The following is a 19,516-nucleotide window of genomic DNA, read 5'->3' as shown; positions in this document are numbered from 1 at the left end:
TGTCCGCTTACTGCTCAACGATCGAGTCGTAGATCAGACCTTTTAGCTTGAACTCAGTGAGCCATTGGTAAGGCATGATCTGTTCGATCGTGATCACTACCAAATCGTCTTCCGGGGACACCCAGTAATGCGTGCTTGCGGCGCCGCCCCAGCCGTATTCGCCGACCCGGCCATCGGGATCCCAATCACTCATCGATTCCCGCACCGAGAACCCAAATCCAAAGCCGACTCCGCCGCGAACTTCCTTACCAAATTTGATCCAGCCTACGCTTTTCGGGACTTGGTTGGTCGTCATCAGTGCCACCGTTTCGGGTTTCATCAAGCGATTGCCATCAAATTCTCCGCCCGCAGCGATCATCAGCAAGAAACGCATGTAGTCCTCTGCGGTAGAGACCAAACCGCCGCCACCCGATTCAAAGCCGGGCGCTTTTAAATATGGGCTTTCGCTGGGAGCATCGCCGATCGTCAATTTACCTTTGCCGTCGGTGTTGTAATTCGCAGCAAAGCGGCCCACTTTTTCAGCGGGAACAAAAAAGCCGGTGTCCTTCATTCCCAATGGGTCAAAGATTCGTTTTCGAAGGAAGTCACCAAGCGGTTCACCCGAGACGACTTCGATCACTCGCCCCAGCACATCGATCGAGATCCCGTACTGCCAATCGGTGCCCGGTTCAAACACCAGCGGTAATTTGGCAAGTTTGGTTTGCATTGCTTGGAGCGAGTCGTCACGCTGAAGCATGTCGAGTTCCTTGAACGCGTCGTCGTGAAGCGAATTCCCCGAACGACCATACGTGTAGCCCGCAGTGTGCCGCATCAGATCGGCGATCGTCATTGTCTGGTTCGCAGGGCGCGTTTCGCCGTCCGTAGAAACGTGCACGTTTTTGAGTTCAGGCAGATATTTTGAGACGGGATCGTTTACATCCAGTTTTCCTTCCTCGTGCAACATCATCGCCGCCGCCGTCGTGATCGCTTTGCTCATCGAATAGATTCGCACGATCGTATCGGGCTTCATTGGCTTGTCGGCTTCGAGATCCATTTTGCCATAGGCTTTATGCAACACGACTTTGCCGTGACGAGCGATCATCACGATGCCGCCAGGGATGCGATTTTCGTCAATCGATTCCTGCATCGCCGCGTCCACTTTGGCAAGAGCGTCCGCCGACATCCCCACGTCCGACGCGTCGGCCGTGGGTAATGCGGTCGTTGCCACGCTTGTGGATTGCGCCTGTAAACACCCGTGACCGATGGTAGAAAGGACAAGCATGCCAACGATAGAACGAATCATGTTTGGAGCACCGGTTTTGGGTAAGGACAGATTGTGTGGTGGCGAGTTTCTATAAAATACTCGGCGGCGATGTTGCTATCGAGTCATTGGCTTCGCAGTGGCCTCAAAAGCAGCCCCTTTTCGCAAATGACTGCGGTCTCGCCATGCTGTGCCGTCGGGGAAACGATACTCATCGATAAAGTCCGGTACAAATTCCAATCCCCACCCGGCGGCCGATGGGGTGACGTAATGTCCGTCGCGTGTCCGAACGGGATGCTCGACCGCTTCTTGTAAAAAGTCGATGTATTCCACCAACTGAGTTTCGGAAGTTCCCGAGACGGCGATTTGGTCCCAAACGCTGTAGTGCTGGATCATGTTGCACAACGCGATCCCGCCGCCGTGAGGACAAACCGGAACGCCGAACTTTGCTGCCATCAAGATGATCGCCATCACGTCGTTTACCCCGGCGACGCGCGTGGCATCGATCTGGCAGTACTTGATCGCCCGGCTTTTTAGCAACTGTTTGAAAATCACAGGCGATGCAGCGTGCTCGCCACAAGCGAAGCCGAAACTTGCGTCGGCAAACATTTCTGCGAGATCGACGTAACCCAGCACATCGTCACGTGCGATCGGTTCTTCGACCCACTTCAAATCAAAATCGCGGTATTGTTCCAAATGCTGTTTCGCTTCGGGGACACCCCAATACTGGTTGGCATCGACCATCAAATTGCACTTGGGGCCAACGATGTCGCGGAGAAACGCAATTCGTTTGACGTCATGATCAAGGTCGCGACCGACTTTCAGTTTGAACGAATCAAATCCTTGCTCGCGTAACTTGTCGATCGTGGCAACGATTTCATCGTCACTCAGCCCTAGCCATCCTGCGGTGCAGTACGCCTTGGGGCCACACTCTTGCAATTCGATCTCTCGCTGCGCTACGTTGCTGCGTGCGTTTTGCAAGATCGCCAATGCTTCCGTTTCGCTTAAGGCATCGCGGAGATTACGCCAATCGATGCAGTCGACGATGAAATCAGGTTCGAGATCGACAAGCAACTTCCAAAGTGGCTTGCCCAGCGATTTGGCCCAAAGATCCCACATCGCATTGATCACGGCGCCAGCGGCCATGCGAAAAACGCCATCGTGCAGCCAACGCAATTGATGGTGATCGATTAGACGCCGATACAAGGTTATTGGAGAATTCGCAAACTCCTCGAGTGTCATCCCGATCATCAGTTGACCAAGATCGCGAATGCCGTGACATATCCAATCCGTGCCTGCACCGACCGTGAACACAATCGAAACACCTCGCAACCCCGAGTCGGTTTCCAAATGCAAGACCGCCGACGAATAGTCGGGCTGAAGATGAAATGGATCGGACCCTAGCATTTGGTCGGACGTCGGAACGCGAAGATCAAAAACGTTTGCGGAGGTGATTTTGATGCTGCGATTTGGCATTCGATAACCAGGGGTGGGTGAGAGATCAGGGGGGCAAACCATCTTAGCGTCACGCACGCTCGTCGTCACGCAATTCAAAAATGTTCGAGATCGAGCTGTCCCCCCACCCGAAAAGGTGAATTGGGCAAAGTCCGAAAGATCACAGAAAACGTCCGAAACAACACATTGTAAAAAGGGATGTTAAAAATGCAGCTCTCCGTCGTAAACCTACATGAACTCGTTTGCATTGTCGTCTAAACTGGAATGCATGATCCCACCACGCTTTCCCACCCTATTTCTGCTGTTGTCCGTTTCCTTGCTCAATGCCCATCGCGTCCGTGCTGCGGACGAACCGGTGCGGTTTAGCCGGGACGTGCTGCCGATTTTGTCGGACCGATGTTTTCATTGTCACGGCCCTGACGAAGTACATCGCGAAGCCGATCTGAGACTGGACCGACGTGAATCGGCTGTCGATGAGATCGGAGTCATCGTGCCGATGCAACCTGACGAAAGCGAATTGCTCTCGCGGATCATCACCGACGACGAAGACATGTTGATGCCGCCGCCGCAGTCGCATCGTAAACCGCTGAGCCAATCCGAGATCGAGATCCTGCGACGCTGGATCGCCGAAGGAGCCGAGTGGGGAAGTCATTGGTCGTTTGAGAAACCGGTGCGTCCGGAAGTACCCAAGTCGGAATCGAATCCAATCGATTTCTTCGTCCGCAAACGGCTTGAACAAAACGGCTTGCGGCCTGCGGGCGAAGCCGACCGGCGGACTCTGATTCGTCGTGTCACATTGGATTTGATCGGATTGCCTCCGACGCCGGCAGAAGTTGACGCATTTCTAGCCGACGAATCGCCCGAGGCGTACGAAAACTTGGTCGACCGATTGTTGCAGTCGCCTCACTATGGCGAGCGGATGGCATGGCCGTGGCTCGATGCCGCACGTTATGCCGACACCAGCGGTTACCAAGGCGATCCGGTGCGTTCGATGTGGCCGTGGCGGGATTGGGTGATTAACGCACTCAATGACAATATGCCGTTTGATGAATTCACAATCCAACAAATCGCAGGCGACCTGCTTCCCGACCGGACACCCGAGCAACAGCTCGCATCCGGATTCAATCGCAATCATATGCACAATGGCGAAGGAGGCCGAATCGCCGAGGAAACGCGTGTCGACAACGTCTTTGATCGCGCCGAAACAACCGGCACGGTTTGGTTAGGGCTAACGCTTCAGTGTGCTCGTTGCCACGACCATAAATTTGATCCGACGTCCAACGTGGATTACTTCGCTTTCACTGACTTTTTCAATCAAACCTCCGAAGAAGGACGCATCGTCGGCGGGCTCGCGGTTCCACCGGCAATGGACTATGTGCCAGCCGATGCACGCAGCCAGCTGGAAAATCAACAGCGTCAAATTGATCAGTTGACTACAAAACTGCTCGCTGCGTCGGATGCCGCCGACGCGGCCCAAGCGGCATGGGAAGCACCCTGGAATGAACAAAGTTTGCTCGAACAGCCGCAGCAGTGGCAGCCGCTTGATGCAACCCAGTCGCGTTCGACTGGCGGGGCCACGATCACGAAACGTGACGACTTGTCGCTGCATGTGACTGGCGAACGACCTGGAAAAGACGTGTATGAGCTCACTTTCGCAACCGACAAACACAACCTCAGCGGCATCCGGATTGATGCGTTGGTCGACCCTTCGTCGCCTGGCAAAGGGACCGGACGCGATAAAAATGGCAACTTTGTGTTGAGCGAAATCGAAGTCGCGGCTCGTCCTGCGGATGCAGCGGACGCGGAATTTGAATCTGTCAAATTGGTCGCCGCCGAAGCCGATTTTTCCCAAAACGGCCTGCCTGTCAGCGAAGCGATTGACGGCAAGAGCGGGAAAGACAACGGTTGGTCCGTCAGCGGACATACAAAAAAAGAACCTCGTTGGGCCCAATTCTTTTTCGAGCAACCAGTCGGCTTTGATGCCGGGACCGAGCTGAGCGTTAAGCTGCGTTTTGAATCCCAGCACACGCAGCACACGTTGGCTCTGTTCCGAATCAGTGTCACCGATGCAAAACAACCTCAGGGAAGTGATGCCAAGGTTGCTGCGATCTTGCTGAAAACGCCCAAGCAGCGAAGTGATGCGGATCGAGCGGCACTGCGAGAACATTTCCGCATACATCACTGGGAGCCCTCCAATGAAATCGCTCGCAAACTTGTCGCCGCACGTCACGATCTGGCTGCACTGGAATCAAAGTCGAAACCGGTACCGGTGATGGTGATGGATACGCGTGACAAGCCTCGCGAAACGTTCGTGCTTGTCAAAGGAATTTACAATGACGTGACGGATCAGAAAGTGGTTGCCAATGTCCCAAACATGCTGCCGCCGCTTCCTGCAAAGTCCGACGGCACTCCGCCAACGCGTCTGGATCTCGCCCGTTGGATCGTCTCGCCTGAAAACCCGCTGACCGCCCGCGTGACCGTGAACCGTCATTGGCAAACGTTTTTTGGACGCGGCATCGTTTCGACCATGGACGATTTTGGGTTGCAGGGGACTCAGCCGACGCATCCCGATCTGCTGGATTGGTTGGCCGTTGAATTTGTCGAGTCTGGCTGGGACGTCAAGAAAATGCATCGACTGATTGTGACCAGCGACACGTATCGGCAATCTGCCCAGGTGACCTCGGAATTGTTGGAACAAGATCCAGAGAATCGGTTGCTTTCGCGAGCACCGCGACATCGCATGCCATCGTGGATGATCCGGGACCATGCATTGGCGGCGAGCGGGTTGTTGAATCCTTCGCTGGGTGGTTCGCCGGTCAAACCGTATCAACCCGATGGAATTTGGGGCGAGGCAACGTTCGGCAAAATTCGCTATCAAGCCGACACAGGTGACAAACTGTATCGCCGATCGCTGTACACGTTTTGGCGGCGAATCGTCGGGCCGACGGTGTTCTTTGATTCAGCGAAGCGACAAACGTGCGAAGTCAAAGCGAATCTGACCAACACGCCGCTGCACGCGCTGACGACGATGAACGATATCACCTATGTCGAAGCAGCTCGTGTGTTAGCAGAAGAATCGATCAAAGAGCATGAAAGTAAAACCGAACGGATCACCTCGGCGTTCGTCAAACTGACGTCGCGTCCGCCGACGTCGGTGGAGCTCGATCTGCTAGCCAAGCGAGTCGATGGCTATGTCGAAGCGTTCCGCGATTCACCCGAGGACGCTGCGGATCTTTTGGCGACTGGTGACAAACCGCGTGACACGTCGCTAGATCCCGCCGAACACGCGGCCTATACGACTCTGTACAACACTCTGATGAATCTCGACGAGGTCTTGGTAAAACCATGAACCCAATTAATGAACATGCTGCCCTCGTGACCCGCCGTCATCTATTAGGGAAAATGGGCATAGGCGTTGGTGCGGCCGCACTCAGCACGCTGATCGGTGGCCAAGCCCGCGCGGCGCTGCCGGATCCTGCGGCGCCGACGCTGCCGAATTTTCCCGCCAAAGCGAAACGGGTGATTTATCTGTTTCAAAACGGGGGGCCTTCACACGTCGACTTGTTCGATTACAAGCCCAAGCTGCGCGAGTTCGCGGGGCAAGGACTGCCTGCCGAACTGACTGAAGGCAAGCGGTTCAGCACGATGACCGCGAGTCAGGAAAAAGCGTTTTTGCCCGAGATCACCCAATTTGCTCGTCATGGCGAATGCGGCAAATGGGTTGCCGATAACTTTCTGCCGCGTACTGCCGAGATTGTTGACGACCTTTGTTTTGTCCAGTCGATGAAGACGACGCAGGTGAACCATTCACCGGCGATTACCTATTTCCTGACCGGATCGGAATTGCCTGGCAAACCGAGCATGGGAGCATGGTTGACCTACGGGCTCGGCAGTGAAACCGAAAACTTGCCCGCCTTTACGGTCATGACCAGCCGCGATCGCCAAGCCTCCTGTGGCCAAATTTTTTATGATTTCTATTGGGGCAACGGTTTTCTGCCCAGCAAGTACCAGGGCGTCAAGTTTCGTGGCGCTGGCGACCCCGTACTGTATCTTTCCAATCCAGACGGGATCAGTCGATCGACGCGGCGAACGCAACTCGATGATTTAGCGGCGCTAAATCAAATGAATTTGGATCGACTTGGTGATCCCGAGATTGCTGCTCGTATTGCGCAATACGAGATGGCGTACAAAATGCAATCGTCGGTGCCTGAGCTGACCGACATGCGTGACGAGCCACAACATGTGTTGGACATGTACGGACCGCAAGTTCAAGAGAAGGGCAGCTTTGCCTACAACTGTTTGATGGCGCGTCGGTTGGCCGAGCGGGGTTGCCGGTTCATCCAATTGATGCACGCTGGCTGGGATCAACATACGAATTTGGATACGCAACTTGAAATCCAGTGCCAGGACACCGACGCGCCGTCGGCGGCTTTGGTCAAAGACCTGCAGCAACGCGGGCTACTCGAGGACACGTTGGTGATTTGGGGCGGCGAGTTCGGGCGGACTCCGTTTCAACAAAACCGGCCCGGCGCCCCCCGCGGACGCGACCACCATCCGTATGCCTTCTCGGTTTGGATGGCGGGTGGCGGCGTCAAACGTGGGTTCACTTACGGCGAATCGGACGACTTTGGATTCAATGTCGCCCACAACCCGGTCGAAGTACATGACTTGCAAGCCACGATCCTGCATCTGTTAGGGATCGACCACTCGCGTTTCACCCACCGCTTCCAAGGGCTAGACCAGCGTTTGACGGGCGTCGAAGAGGCCAGTGTGGTTCACGATCTGTTGACGTAAGCCTGGACGACGAAAACGTTGTTCGATAGTCATCTTTGAAAAATCGGGGACCGCCGAATTGCCGAGACTCCGCTCACGTCGCTGCGGAAACTCTATGCACTTTCTTTGGCGTCACGATCTTTGCGGTCCGAATGTCGGTTACAATGGGCTTCCGCTTCTACACCCTCCTACCTGATTCGGAGCCCTCCGTGAAAGTCTTATTTCCCTTTGTCCGTTGCCAAACGGCAGTCCTCTTCGTCGCTGTTTGCTTCGCGATTTGCGGCTCGTCCGCATTGATCGCTAGCGATGTCGATATCGAAAACCATCGCGTTCTCGATGCCAACACCCGCCCCGATGACGTTCGGTTGAATGAACCGAAGGATCTGAATGGCTACTTTCCGTTTGAGGTCCCCAAGTCGAAAGAGGCATGGCAGCAGCGTCAAGCGGAATTGAAGCAGCGGGTATTGGTGGCGACCGGGTTGTTCCCGATGCCTGAGAAAACGCCGCTCAATGCAGTGATTCATGGCAAAGTCGAGCGAGATGGCTTTACGGTCGAAAAGGTCTACTTTGAAAGCTTGCCAGGACATTTTGTCTCGGGGCTATTGTTTCGACCTGAGGGCGAAGTGACCCACAAGCGGCCTGCGGTCTTGTCGCCTCACGGTCACGGCGGCCGACAATACGATTACGGCGAAGCAAAGATGGACGAACTGATCAAGTCCGGTGCCGAACTGCACCGTGAATCGGGACGTTACCCCAAACTGGCTCGCTGCGCTCAGCTCGCTCGGATGGGCTGTGTCACGTTTATCTTTGACATGCTCGGCTATGTCGACAGCAATCAGATTTCAAAGGATCGTGCGCATGGTTATGCCAAGCACAACGCGGATTTGGAAGGCAGTGAAAATTATGGTTTCTACGGCGCTCAAGCCGAAGGCCGAATGCACAGCATTCTCGGTTTGCAAACGTGGAACTGCATCCGGTCGCTTGATTTTTTAGAAAGCCTGGCTGATGTCGACCCGGCTCGCTTGGCCGTTACCGGCGGCAGCGGCGGTGGAACGCAGACAATTCTGATGGGCGCGATCGACGATCGCCACATTGTTGGTTTTCCAAATGGCATGGTTTCGACCAGCATGCAGGGCGGATGCACCTGTGAAAACTGCAGCCTGCTTCGCATCGGTACGGGCAACGTCGAGCTCGCAGCCTTGTTTGCCCCGCGTCCGCAAGCGATGACGGCGGCGAACGATTGGACCAAAGAGATGATGACCAAGGGCTATCCGCAGCTTCGCGAACTGTATTCGATGCTAGACGTCGCCGACGACGTGTACTGCGAACCGATGCTGCATTTTCCTCACAATTACAACGCCGTCAGCCGCAGTGTGATGTATTCGTGGATGAATAAATATCTCGACCTTGGATTAGAGGATCCGATCGAAGAACTCGATTGGAAACCGCTAACACCCGAAGAATACACGGTCTGGAACGACAAACACCCTGCCCCCGAGGGCGGCGACGATTACGAACGCAAATTGCTGAGGCAATTAAAAGAGCGAGATCTGGCTGCGTTGTCCAATCACTCACCCAATGGCGATCGTGAAACGCAATCCTACCTCGCGACCGTCCGCTCAGCTTGGCAAACGTTGATCGGACGTGAGATGCCAAAGGCCTCGGAAATTAAGCGAACGAAGGTCTGGAAAGAACCGCGTCAGGATTACATCGAGTTTGGTGATCTGATCACACTGACAAGCAAAGGCGAGCAATTGCCAGTCGTTTCGGTTTATCCCAAGCCCGACAAGTGGAACAAGCAAGTTGTGTTGTGGGTTGATGGCCAAGGCAAATCGGGGATGTTTCCCAATGGCAAGCCTCATGCAGACTTGTTGCGTTTGGTGAAGGCTGGATTCGCGGTGGTGGGCGCCGATTTATATGGCCAGGGTGAATTCACGAGCGAGTCCGATTCGCTAACGGAAAACCGCACTGTCAAAGGGCCACGTCCGTTTGCGGGATACACTTACGGTTACAACGACACCGTGTTTGCTCGCCGCGTCCATGACATCCTGACCGTGACTGCATGGATTCGTGGCGACGATCACGAGCCAAAGTCGTTGCAAGTGGTAGGCGTCAACGGCGGCGGCCCCCTCGTCGCAGCGGCTCGCGTGATTGCCGGAGCGAAAATGGATCGTGTTGCGATCGACACGGAGGGATTTCGGTTCGAAATGCTGAATGATTGGCAGCACGTGAACTTTTTGCCGGGGGCAATCAAGTACGGCGATCTGCCGACGTTGTTGGCATTGTCCGCTCCGCAGCCGTTGTGGATCAATGGCGAAAAGTCGATCCCCTCAATTACAGCGAAGGCATACAAGGCCGGCGGCAAACCTGGCGCCGTATCTCTCGCTCCTGCGGATGTCGAATCGACCACCGCGGCAATCGATTGGATCCTGCAATCGCGATAGTCTGACGCTTTGATCACGTAGCGAAACTCGCGTAGAGTTTCGGAAGGCAGGTTTGCGACTGGCGGCCTGCCCCGTTCCCACGAGGCTAAGCAGCTAGCCAGGAGTCTTCCGGTTATTAGCCGTTTTTTTTAGGCCCCGGTTCACTATTGGTAGACACGCACGTAGTCGACCAACATCTTGGTGGGGAATGGCGTTGTGTCATTCGGAGCGCCGAGAAAGTTGCCGCCGACAGCGACGTTCAATAGCAAGTGGAATTCTTGATCAAACGGAGCCGGGAACTCGCCGCCGGTGCTGCTCCATTTCGTTTGCGTCTGATACTTTTTCCCATCAATTAGCCATTCGATCTTTCCCGCTTGCCAGACGACCGAGAAGGTGTGGAATTCATCTGCAAACGATCCGTTGGGTAGCTTATAGGTGTCTCCGCTGTAAGCATTGCGTGGCCACACGTCGCCGTAGTGCAATGTGCCTAATACTTGGTCGGGTTCCTGCCCTTTCATCTCCATAATGTCGATTTCACCACTGGCGGCCCACCCGCCGTAAGCATCGTCGGTGGGCAGCATCCAGATCGCGGACCAGATCCCAGCTCCGGTGGGCAGCTTGGCGCGTACATCAATCCGACCATACTTCCAATCGCCGCGATGTTTGGTCCGCACGCGTCCCGATGAATATTCGCGAACGGTACCGCTGATTCCCGTGTTGTCCTTGCGAGCCTCGATCACAAGATTTCCATCTTCGACACGAACGTTTTCCGAGCGGTCCGTGTAAATTTGCAATTCGCTATTGCCACCTCCAAACGCGTTGACCTCGACGCCCCATTTGGAATAGTCCAGCGAGTCGCCATTGAAGTCGTCTTGCCAGACCAACTTCATTTCAGAATCCGCAGAGGGCGTCTGCGGATCGACTTTCTCTTGTCCCCACGCAGGGACGATCGACAAACAAGTGAAGGCGGCAAAACAGGTCACGCGATTCATAGTCTTACATTTCATTTTAAGTGCTGCTTTTGCGATTCGAGACATCATGAGTTTTCGCTTTCGGTTGCGAGGAGGGGAACATAGTAGAATGGATGGTGCGTGGCGTCACGCCGGAGCAACAAAGCTCACTTCGATGCGAGTGATCTCGCCACGACGACGAAACAATACATCTGTCTCTGCAGCGGTCATCATTAAAACATCGCGGTTGACGGTCGGCTGGTCCGCGTAATGGATGCTTAGTTCAGGGCGGTCGCTGGGACGATAAAAAATCGGCACCTGGCACAACGTCATGGCAAAACAGCCCGCGGAAACGGGCAAGGCAATGCGACGTCGCTGGACATCGAAATAGACAAGTTCGGCATCGCTTTGAAGCAGCTCACTCGACTCGAAAAAGACGGGATCAAAGCGAAGTTGTCCCTTATCGATACGGATGCCGAGCTCATCCCAGCGAGAAAGAATGTCCTCTTTTACTTGTCCCGTCATCCCTGGTTGCTGAACACCGGCGCCCCGTGGGGTATGCGAATAAGGGTCCGAGGGAAAGGCTCCGTATTGTGATGGAGTTTTTGTTAACCCGATCCCGTCTCGAATTTCACAATAGTGTGTGTGCAATCGCTTAAGTAAATCTGAATCGGACTGCGGTGTCATGCCACGCACCTGCATGCATTGCTCCATGACGGCCAAGGCAAGCTTGGAAACCATGTGCCAGTAAATCGATCCGAGTCCTTCGTAGGCAAAAAACGTTCCTGATCGCCCAGTAAAGTGTCGATGTCCAAATGTCTGTTCAAAAATCTCGTTTAAAAGCGAGCGTTCTTGCTGAGCCAATTCGCCATATTTCGAGTGCTGCTGCAAGCGATCCAGAGCGATGTTCAAATCCGACACATTGCAGAACTTGCTGTTGAAGTGCAATTCTCCATGAATGTCTTGCTGCACAATCGCGTTGTATTGGTCGCTCAGCATGTGAGTCAGCAAACGTGATCGGGATGCGTTTTGTTTTGTGAGCTGGTTCTTTTCCAGGAACCGTGGCAATTCGCGGTCGGGATACAGCATGTAACTCTGCTGATCTTCGCGGTAAATCTTGCTGCGACGTAGCGCGTCGAGCACGGCGAGCGATTCGCGGGGCGACAACAATCCGCTACTGATCACGGCGACTTGGCCTTCGAGCATTTCGTATAAATGCGAAAGCGGTGCGGAATCGTCTTCGAGGTGCATCAAGTTGTAGGAATGATACAGACCATCGTCGCGGCGGTTGCGGCGAATGGTGTGATCGATCATCGTTCGTGCTTGACGAAAAAGGTCAACTAAGGACGCCAGCGAAATCATTTTCTTTTTGTTGCAAATTTCGCCGCTATACACTCGGTCGCGATAATCCTCTCCGGTGATCGACAGGGCATCAAGGATTTGTTTGCGGCGATGGTCGTCGATCGGGCCATCAAATGCGTCGGCATGTTGCTCGAATACTTGTTTGACGCGATCGGCTAGCTGGCACACGGCGGCGGAGATTGCAACCGTTTCGGGGATAGTGTCACCGGGGCTCGTGAACCAATCGATTAAAAACGTCATGTAACGGCGAAGGTAACACGCGGTGACGACGGATAAACCACGGCCCACCAATGCATTGTTGGCATCATTCCACTCGGGCCGCTGCGTGTTTAGCCAAACGCCGCCTTCGGGGACAAAGTTCGTCAGTTTGGTGAGTGCTGGAACGAGCAGCTTTTCGATCAGCCCCACGTGGTAGGGCTCGCCATCGTCGCCCCAAATCAGTTTGCCATCACCCCCGATTGATTTGACACGTTGGTCGATCTCGTCAGCATGTTCAAAATCAAAATCGATCGTGACTTGCGGATCGCGACAAATTTGTGCATACGGGCGGATGCGGTAAGGGATATCAGCGTACGTACAGTAGGGCTGAGACAGACAAGCGTTTAAGTGCGTTGGAGTCATCGCTCGGCAGCGTTCAAGCAACTTCAACAAGTAGATGATTTGATGATCACCCCAGTAACCGATGTTGGTCCATGGATCGTTGGGATCGGGGACCTCCCAGTCGAACCCGTTTTTGGTGATCCGGTAGGGGTTGTAGCCGTCCGCCGTCGATGCGTTGACAAAACGCAGCACCATGCTGGTGGCGAAATGGGGATAGGCAACCGCCAAGGCTTCCCAATTTTGAAAGATATCTCGCCAATTGCCTTCGTAGCTCAGGTTTTCGGATCCGTCTTCGGAACGAACATCAATCGAGTAGGCATTCCATGGACGCGTGGGGTCACCATGCCGACGACTGAAGTACAGGGGCAAGTATTCCGATGCGATGCGAATGAGATCGGGATCTTTGGTTTCGGCGACCCGCAAATTCAGTTCGTCCATGCGCATCGACTTCGGTAAGTCGTTCCATAGCGTGGCATTCCGCTGTTCCGCCAAGCGGTTTGCGCCTCGCACATGGGCGTGGAAATCGGTGGTGTTGATCTCGTATCCATGAGCGGGAAGTCCACCACGCATCACATTAAAGAGCACGTTGGATTGATGACGTTGAATACGCAACTGGTTTGCCCCTAGCTGACGGCCATCGGCAGCGGACAAGATTTTTAGCAATTGCGTTTCGTTTGCCACAGCGTCTTGTTCCAGCGCGGCGCCGACATCCCCTCCTGCGATCAAGCGGTGCTGCAGCTTGATCACGTCGCAGTGGTCATTGTTCAGATCGGCGACGATTCTCCACCGCACAGGATCAAGTGGTTGCAGCTCGAGCCGTTTCGATGCTAAAAACGCACCTCGGCGTCCCCGCACCTCGGTCTCAGCAACAAGGTCGGCGCCGTTGCGAACTTGGTCTAACTGGGTGTCGCTCAATGCGATCGTCGGCGAATTGAGCCCATGTTGCCAAGCGACCGTTGCACGTAGTCCTTCGCTTGGTTCGGCACGATCGGTGGGAACGGAGCTTAGGTAATACAATCCCAATCCCGAGTCGGACTGCAATTCACTCTTTTTGTAGGCGTCGGCCAAGTTGCTGTAACGCAATTGAAAATCTTTCCCCAACCCCGCCGGCAACATGTTCTGCAGCCCATCGGTCACTTCGACTTGAACCGCGACGTCATTCAAATTGACTAGTTCGCAGCTGCGGATAAATCCAAATTGATGCCCCGACGTCCAAGCGTAGCGAAAGGCAATGCCCAGCAAATGGTGAATCTCTTCGAACAGGATGCGGTTACCAAACGAGTTTTTGTACAGGTTTTGCGTTCGTGCGCCGTCGCGGATCGGAGCAGTTGAAAAAGGTTCCCAGAGCACCCAGGCACCGTCCTGCAATACTCTGAGCAATGTCTTGGGACCCGTATGGGCGGCAGTGTCGGCGATTTTGTCCGCCGAGTAATAAGGGAAGAGTGCCGAGTCGGGGTTGTGCCGCCCTGCGGTCAGTGAGCCGCGACTCGAGATAAACATCCAGTGGTCGCTCGAGCTGACGGCGCTCATGAAAAACGGGGACATCAAGTGGCTGTTGGAGATTTTGTACCACGTCGCCCCTTCCAGCTGAACGTATTGTCCTGAAATGCGAGGATGTGAAATCGTTGGCGAATTGAGTGAAGTCATATTGAAACAGTGATGCGAAGGTGACGGAATGTCGGAGAGACAAGAATGCGACTAAGAAACTAAGTGTCCAAGTAAAGGAGCTTCCTTTGGCAGTCGCCGTATCGTGCTATGCGGATTTCAACTCCTCCGTCTTACGTGCCTGCAACTCTCGTTCGATCTGAGCGGAAAGTGGTTGGTTGATGTTGTAAAGCAACAAACAGGCCGCCGCTGCAAACAGGAACATCGCGGGGATCACGCTCATCATCATCCGCAAACCATCAAGTGTTGTGGCAGTTTGCAACTGCTCGACGCCCACCAGAGGTTGCAGGTAACCGTAGTGATCGAGTGCAAAGCCGGTCATCGCGGCACCCACGGCACAGCCCATCTTTTGCGAGAATGTGGCTGCGGCGAACACCAACCCCGTGGCACGTCGGCCACCACGCCATTCGGAATAGTCCGCCGTGTCGGCATACATCGCCCACAGCAACACCGGCACTGGGCCGCCGATAAACGACGCAGCAATCTGCAACGCGAACATCATGTTGACCTGGTCCGGTTCTAGAAACAGGAAGCATGCGGTCAGAATCGCGACCCCTACGTTCATGCCGATCATCAGCGTCTTTTTTCCAAAGATCCGTGTCATCGGCTTGGTGATCAACATGCCTGCGATCGCAGCAAAACTGCCCAAAACCCAAAACATGGGCGCCAGATCCGCGTTGCCACAGTAGTACTTGAAGTAATACAAAATCGCACCGCCGCGAACAAACAAGCCCGTTAATTGCAACAAGCCAAAACCAAACAAAACCATCCAGGGTCGATTGGAAATCAAATCGTTGAAATCCATTTCCAAGGTCGAAACCTCAGTGACATCATCGAAGCGGTGTAACGCCACTTGGCGTACCGCTAACGACACCAGACTCAAGAACACGTAGCCACCTAAAATGGGCAATAACGTCGTTGGCGAAAACGCCGTTGCTAAACATGCCAACAGAGCCAATCCGCCTAGCATCACTTGATGCACACGAAGGCTGGTCAACACAAATCGCAAATCGGCACGAAACGTCGACTTCATCGCCACCGCCGGTTGGACTCGTTCCTTGGTGGTCGCAAACGTGATCAAGAACAAAATCACCGCAGCGACCGAAAAGACCGCCATCGTCCAGAAAAAACCCATCTGTTCGTTAACCACAACCTGCTTTGCCACCCCGTCGATGACAGCGGTCTCGGTACCGCCAAAGTAGCGGACCATTCCGAGCGTACAGTACTGGACAACGATGCCACCACAAAATGCGGCAACAAACCGATAGGTCGATACGCTGGTGCGCTCGATCGAACTGGATGAGATCACCCCCATCAACGCTCCATAGGGAATGTTGATCGCGGTGTAGGCCATCATCACTAAGGTGTAAGTGATGTAGGCATAAATCAGTTTGCCGTTGGGGCCAAGGTTGGGCGTATAGAACGTCATCATCCCCGTGATCGCAAAGGGCACCGCCATCCAAACCAAGTAAGGCCGAAAGCGTCCCCAACTGGTGCGTGTGCGATCGGCCAGGTAGCCGACCAAAGGATCGTTGATCGCATCCCAAATACGAGTGACCAGCATCAGTGTGCCGGCGGACTTGGCGGTCAACCCAAACACGTCGGTGTAAAAGTAGACCAAAAAGAACTCGAACGTTTTCCAGTACAAGTTCGAGGCGGTGTCGCCGAGCCCATAGCCTACTTTTTCGCCCACGCTGAGCCGCTGGTCGCTCTCGGCGTGGGACACTGCTGGACCTTGAATCGCTCCCTCACCCGACAGTTTTGTGTCGAGCCGAGGTGTTTCAGCAGGTTCAGAAGAGGGCACAGGCACGGCAATCCAGTCAGGTGAAAAGAGAGAAAGGCCCGCGAATATGGCATCGGTTGCAGTGAACCGGCGTCGAATCAGCCCTTCAAGCCTCGTACGGTAACATGGAGTGAAACCGGTTGCAATCATATTTCGGAAACACGTCATTAAAATGGGGTTTTGCGTAAAGTTGACAGAAACCGGTTGCATAGACGGGGGTCATGTGCGTAGATTTAATGAAACCGGTTGCAAGAGCCTTTTTCAAATCGAGCCCCCATGAAACTCAACGGCACCACGATCAGCGACATCGCTGCACGAGCCAACGTCAGCAAGAGCACGGTGTCGCGTGTATTGAATGACAAGTCGATTGTCAATCAACAGACACGCAAAGTGGTACTCGAGGCGATGGAGTCACTTGGCTACCAAGCCAACGCGTTCGCTCGCAGTCTTGCCAGCGGACGATCGATGACCGTCGGGGTGGTGACTCAGAAAATCGGTAGCCCGTTTTACGACATGATCATGCAAGGTGTGATCCAAGGGTTTGCCGGTACCGGGTACTCGCCACTGTTTGTCGACGGCCAATGGGAGGAAAGCACCGAGTTGGAAGTCATCCGCACCGTGCTCGGACGAAAGGTCGACGGACTGTTGCTGCTTGGCGGTGATGTTCCCGAGCAGCAATTAAATGAATTGAAAGAGCGGTTGCCAACGATCGTTGTCGGCAAGGAAATCCCTGGTTGGGAAAACCAGTGTGTTTATATCGACAACGTCAGTGCCGCCCACGACGCAACCAAACACCTGATTGAATTTGGGCACCGTGACATCGCGATCATCCGAGGGATCAAGCATCACCAGGATGCGGTGCGGCGATTTGACGGCTATGCCAAAGCACTCGCCGACGCCGGCATTGAGCTGGATCCGGGCCTGGTGCTTGAAGGAGATTTTTCGGCCCAGTCGGGCATCGTGGGAATTAACTCGTTATTGATGCGAGGCAAATCCTTCACCGCGGTGTTCTGTGCAAATGACATGGTTGCCTACGGCGCTAGACTGGCTTTGCAGCGACACGGGATTCGTGTTCCTGAGGATGTGTCGATCGTTGGATTCGATGATCAAGGCGAGTCGGCGTTCGTGACTCCGCCGCTGACCACCGTGCGACAGCCGGGCGCGGAAATGGGAGCGGCCGCCGCAGCGGGGCTCGTTCAGTTAATGCAAGGCAAGCCGTGTGTGCTGCCCACCCTCCACGCCACGCTTCAACGCAGAGAGTCTGTAGCGAGGATTCTTCGCTGATTTTCCAGCGTCATCCCGATCTCCGATTGGGTGATACCCGTGCTGTTTTTCCACTTCATCCCCTGTTAGTCGTTCATCGAGGAGGGCTAAGTCAAAAAGCAAATTTGCTTCTCATCGTCTTTTTTTTGCGTGCGTAGGCGATCAGCGAGCTTCGAGACAACGTGAATGCCGCGCATCTTTTTTGCCCCAAGTCCCCCGTCCTGTTATTCGTCTTTCCTTAACCAAGGTCACTTAGTTATGTCACACCCCAACGCTTCCAAGTCGGGTTTTACGCTCGTCGAACTTCTCGTCGTGATCGCGATCATCGGCGTGTTAGTCGGACTGCTACTTCCAGCGGTCCAAGCGGCTCGCGAGGCAGCACGTCGCATGAGTTGCAGTAACAATTTCAAACAAATCGGGCTCGCGGTTCACAATTACCACTCCGCCTACAACCAATTGCCCAAGCAGAAAACGGGAACCGGGTTGGACCCCACGACTGGGGCTTGGTGGGACGGAACGAATGTGACCGCTCAAAGTCAACTCAGTTGGTTAGTACCCATCACCCCCTTTGTCGAGCAGCAAGCGATTTGGGAACAGATCTCCAATCCGCTCGGCTTTGAATTAAGCACAGGCGGAGGACTTGTTGCTCGAACGCCATCGTGGACCGCGATGGGTCCCAAACCGGGCAGTAACTATATTTATCCCCCGTCGATGACCCAGTTGCCAAGTTTCCGCTGTCCTTCGGACCCAGGCACGGGATTGCCAGGCATGGGACGTACGAACTACGCCTGTTGCCTCGGCGACTCGTTTTCCAAGGCGGAATCAGGGGCGGTGAACCAGACATTGGTTGTCACGAGCGGCGATGCGGAATGGTGTCGTGCCGGACAACGAGGTGCCTTTGTGGTTCACCAAAAGATGGCGTTCCGCGATATTTTGGACGGACTGTCTAACACGATTATTGCAGGCGAGATCAACACTGATTTGGGTGATCGTGACATCACAACGGATGCCGCAATCTTCAAGGCCGTCAAAGCCACTCCCTCGATCTGCAGAACCGATGGATCGGTCGATGCCGGACGTCCTCGTTTTTGGGCCTCGGGAACAAATACGATCATTAAAGCACACGGCTCGATCTACGGTCGCGGTTACCAGTGGATGACCGGCGAGCATTTGCACACTGGGATGATGACGATCCTGCCGCCCAATAGCACTCTGTGCTACCAAGGCGAATGGCCTGGACAGGAAGGAATTGCACCTCCGAGCAGTCGCCATCAAGGCGGTTGTCATATCTTGATGGGAGACGGTGCAATCAAGTTTGTCACCGATTCGATCGAATCAGGCAACCAAGAGGCTCACATGGTCGAATTTAGTCGAACCGGAATTTCAGCTCCGGGATCGCAGAGTCCCTACGGATTGTGGGGTGCTCTTGGTACCCGAGCCAGCAAGGAGACGGTCGGCGAATTCTAATCCGCTATTCAGCATCAATTTTTCCTCGTGCAACCATCGGTTGCACGAGGCGGCGATTTCTTCTCTGACCGCTTGGAATGTTTTCCACCTTTTAACTTAACGCGAAATCCAATCATGAAAAAACCACTCACACAACTTTGTTGTACCGCTTTATTCCTCGGCACGCTGTCGATCACCGGTTGCGGTGATTCGGATGCCCCCACAATCGTAGGCGGTCCCACTCCGGAGATTCAAGCACAGCTTGATGCACGTAGTGCCGAATACGGTGACTCGATGGCAAAATCGATGAAAAACAATCCGAGCCAATAGGCCAGTACGGGTTGCTCAGAACACGACATGGCAAGTCATGAGGACTCGCCATCGTCTAGTATCCAATCGAAGCTTTACAACTTCGCTGCAACCTCGCGATACCGATTACCACTCGGGATTGGGCGAGGTTTTTTTCACTAGTGCCAAAGCACTTAAATTCCATTCGGCTTTATGGCGGCTGCACTGAACTGCCAACGCTAGCGACGGGCCTATCGACGCGGATCTT

General features: G+C 54.3%; 11 protein-coding genes. 6 read left to right on the top strand and 5 right to left on the bottom strand.

The genetic code is table 11. The annotated features are described in order from the left end of the window. Positions 1-7: 7 nt before the first annotated feature. Positions 8-1,282 (bottom strand): serine hydrolase domain-containing protein, encoded by a 1,275-nt coding sequence (locus SH528x_RS11475; RefSeq protein WP_442510659.1) that lies wholly within the window; start codon positions 1,280-1,282, stop codon positions 8-10. Between the two features lie 75 nt (positions 1,283-1,357). Continuing rightward, entirely contained in the window at positions 1,358-2,716 is a 1,359-nt protein-coding gene (locus SH528x_RS11470; protein ID WP_442510658.1) for an enolase C-terminal domain-like protein, read from the bottom strand. A 211-nt stretch (positions 2,717-2,927) separates the two neighbouring features. Between SH528x_RS11470 and SH528x_RS11465 the strand changes: the two genes are divergently transcribed. From SH528x_RS11465 to SH528x_RS11455, 3 genes are all read left to right on the top strand, one after another. Continuing rightward, on the top strand, positions 2,928-6,044 hold the full coding sequence (locus SH528x_RS11465; RefSeq protein ID WP_442510657.1) for a PSD1 and planctomycete cytochrome C domain-containing protein: 3,117 nt from the start codon (positions 2,928-2,930) through the stop codon (positions 6,042-6,044). After that, the gene (locus tag SH528x_RS11460; protein ID WP_442510656.1) at positions 6,041-7,489 is read left to right on the top strand and encodes a DUF1501 domain-containing protein; all 1,449 of its coding nucleotides are present in this window, start codon (positions 6,041-6,043) and stop codon (positions 7,487-7,489) included. Before SH528x_RS11465 ends, SH528x_RS11460 begins: the two co-directional genes overlap by 4 nt. Before the next feature lie 188 nt (positions 7,490-7,677). Next, complete coding sequence (locus SH528x_RS11455; protein WP_442510655.1) at positions 7,678-9,912, top strand: acetylxylan esterase; 2,235 nt, start codon at positions 7,678-7,680, stop codon at positions 9,910-9,912. A 143-nt stretch (positions 9,913-10,055) separates the two neighbouring features. Here the strand turns inward: SH528x_RS11455 and SH528x_RS11450 are convergent, their stop codons facing one another. From SH528x_RS11450 to SH528x_RS11440, 3 genes are all read right to left on the bottom strand, one after another. Next, a complete protein-coding gene (locus SH528x_RS11450; protein ID WP_442510654.1) occupies positions 10,056-10,898 on the bottom strand; it encodes a glycoside hydrolase family 16 protein in 843 nt (280 codons plus the stop codon). A 90-nt stretch (positions 10,899-10,988) separates the two neighbouring features. After that, positions 10,989-14,450 (bottom strand): hypothetical protein, encoded by a 3,462-nt coding sequence (locus SH528x_RS11445; RefSeq protein ID WP_442510653.1) that lies wholly within the window; start codon positions 14,448-14,450, stop codon positions 10,989-10,991. A gap of 106 nt (positions 14,451-14,556) precedes the next feature. Next, the gene (locus tag SH528x_RS11440) at positions 14,557-16,278 is read right to left on the bottom strand and encodes an MFS transporter (protein ID WP_442510652.1); all 1,722 of its coding nucleotides are present in this window, start codon (positions 16,276-16,278) and stop codon (positions 14,557-14,559) included. Between the two features lie 249 nt (positions 16,279-16,527). Between SH528x_RS11440 and SH528x_RS11435 the strand changes: the two genes are divergently transcribed. The 3 genes from SH528x_RS11435 (at position 16,528) to SH528x_RS11425 (ending at position 19,290) form a co-directional block, all read left to right on the top strand. Next, on the top strand, positions 16,528-17,535 hold the full coding sequence (locus tag SH528x_RS11435) for a LacI family DNA-binding transcriptional regulator (protein ID WP_442510651.1): 1,008 nt from the start codon (positions 16,528-16,530) through the stop codon (positions 17,533-17,535). A 237-nt stretch (positions 17,536-17,772) separates the two neighbouring features. After that, positions 17,773-18,981 carry a DUF1559 family PulG-like putative transporter gene (locus tag SH528x_RS11430; protein WP_442510649.1) on the top strand — a complete coding sequence of 403 codons (1,209 nt, stop codon included), beginning with the start codon at positions 17,773-17,775 and terminating at the stop codon, positions 18,979-18,981. 114 nt (positions 18,982-19,095) lie between these two features. Beyond that, on the top strand, positions 19,096-19,290 hold the full coding sequence (locus SH528x_RS11425; RefSeq protein WP_442510648.1) for a hypothetical protein: 195 nt from the start codon (positions 19,096-19,098) through the stop codon (positions 19,288-19,290). The last annotated feature ends 226 nt before the right edge of the window (positions 19,291-19,516 follow it).

The sequence above is a fragment of the Novipirellula methanifontis genome (assembly GCF_052161655.1).
GTDB lineage: Bacteria > Planctomycetota > Planctomycetia > Pirellulales > Pirellulaceae > Novipirellula.
Note: the sequence above shows the minus strand (reverse complement) of the source record. Positions and strands in the feature narration are given on the sequence as shown.